1 protein-coding gene is annotated in these 1184 nt (G+C 61.8%); it reads left to right on the top strand.

Annotated features, from left to right (window positions below; genetic code table 11):
• Nucleotides 1–1184 (top strand): amino acid adenylation domain-containing protein (locus DW49_RS0100900; RefSeq protein ID WP_024421066.1); only part of this gene is annotated, 1184 nt, incomplete at both ends.

Here is a 1184-nt window from a genome sequence, read left to right as displayed (position 1 = left end):
CTGATCGAAGCCCAGGTACTGGCCACGCCGGATGCCCCGGCGTTGATTTTTGCGGCTGAACAACTGAGCTACGCGCAACTCAATGCCCGCGCCAACCAGCTCGCACACCGTTTGCGTGAAGCGGGCGTCGGGCCGGATGTGCTGGTGGGGATTTGTGTCGAGCGCAGTCTTGAGTTGGTCATCGGTCTGTTGGCGATTATCAAGGCCGGTGGCGCGTACGTGCCGCTGGACCCGGATTATCCCGAGGATCGGCTGGCCTACATGATGCAGGACAGCGGCATTGGCTTGCTGCTGACCCAGACTTCGTTGTTGGAGCGCCTGCCGGTTCAGGTGCAGAGTATGTGTCTGGATCAGGACGGCGACTGGCTGGAGGGTTACAGCACTGCCAACCCGGTCAACCTCAGTCATCCGCAGAACCTGGCCTACGTGATTTACACCTCCGGTTCGACCGGCAAGCCCAAAGGCGCAGGCAACAGCCATCGCGCCTTGGTCAACCGTTTGCACTGGATGCAAAAGGCTTACGGGCTGAATGAATCCGATACCGTTTTGCAGAAAACCCCGTTCAGTTTCGATGTGTCGGTCTGGGAGTTCTTCTGGCCGCTCATGACCGGCGCACGTCTGGCCGTGGCGCTGCCGGGCGATCATCGCGACCCGGAGCGGCTGGTGCAGACCATCCGCCAGCATCAGGTCACGACGTTGCACTTTGTCCCGTCGATGCTTCAGGCATTTCTGACTCATCCGCAGGTGGAAAGCTGTAACAGCTTGCGTCGTGTGGTGTGCAGCGGTGAAGCATTGCCGGCCGAACTGGCCGGTCAGGTGCTCAAACGCCTGCCGCAAGCGGGCTTATTCAACCTGTACGGCCCGACCGAAGCGGCTATCGACGTCACTCACTGGACCTGCACCACGGACGACGTGCTCAGCGTGCCGATTGGTCGGCCTATCGATAACCTTAAAACCCACATCCTCGACGACGGCCTTTTGCCCGCTGCGCAAGGCGTAGCGGCAGAGCTGTACCTGGGCGGTGTCGGGCTGGCGCGGGGGTATCACAACCGTGCAGCGCTGACGGCCGAGCGCTTTGTGTCCGATCCGTTCGACGAGCAGGGCGGCGGGCGGTTGTATCGCACTGGCGACCTGGCGCGTTATCGCGACGAGGGCGTGATCGAATACGCCGGGCGCATCGACCA

It is taken from the genome of Pseudomonas avellanae BPIC 631, from assembly GCF_000444135.1.
GTDB classification, from domain to species: Bacteria; Pseudomonadota; Gammaproteobacteria; order Pseudomonadales; family Pseudomonadaceae; genus Aquipseudomonas; species Aquipseudomonas avellanae.
Note: the sequence above shows the minus strand (reverse complement) of the source record. Positions and strands in the feature narration are given on the sequence as shown.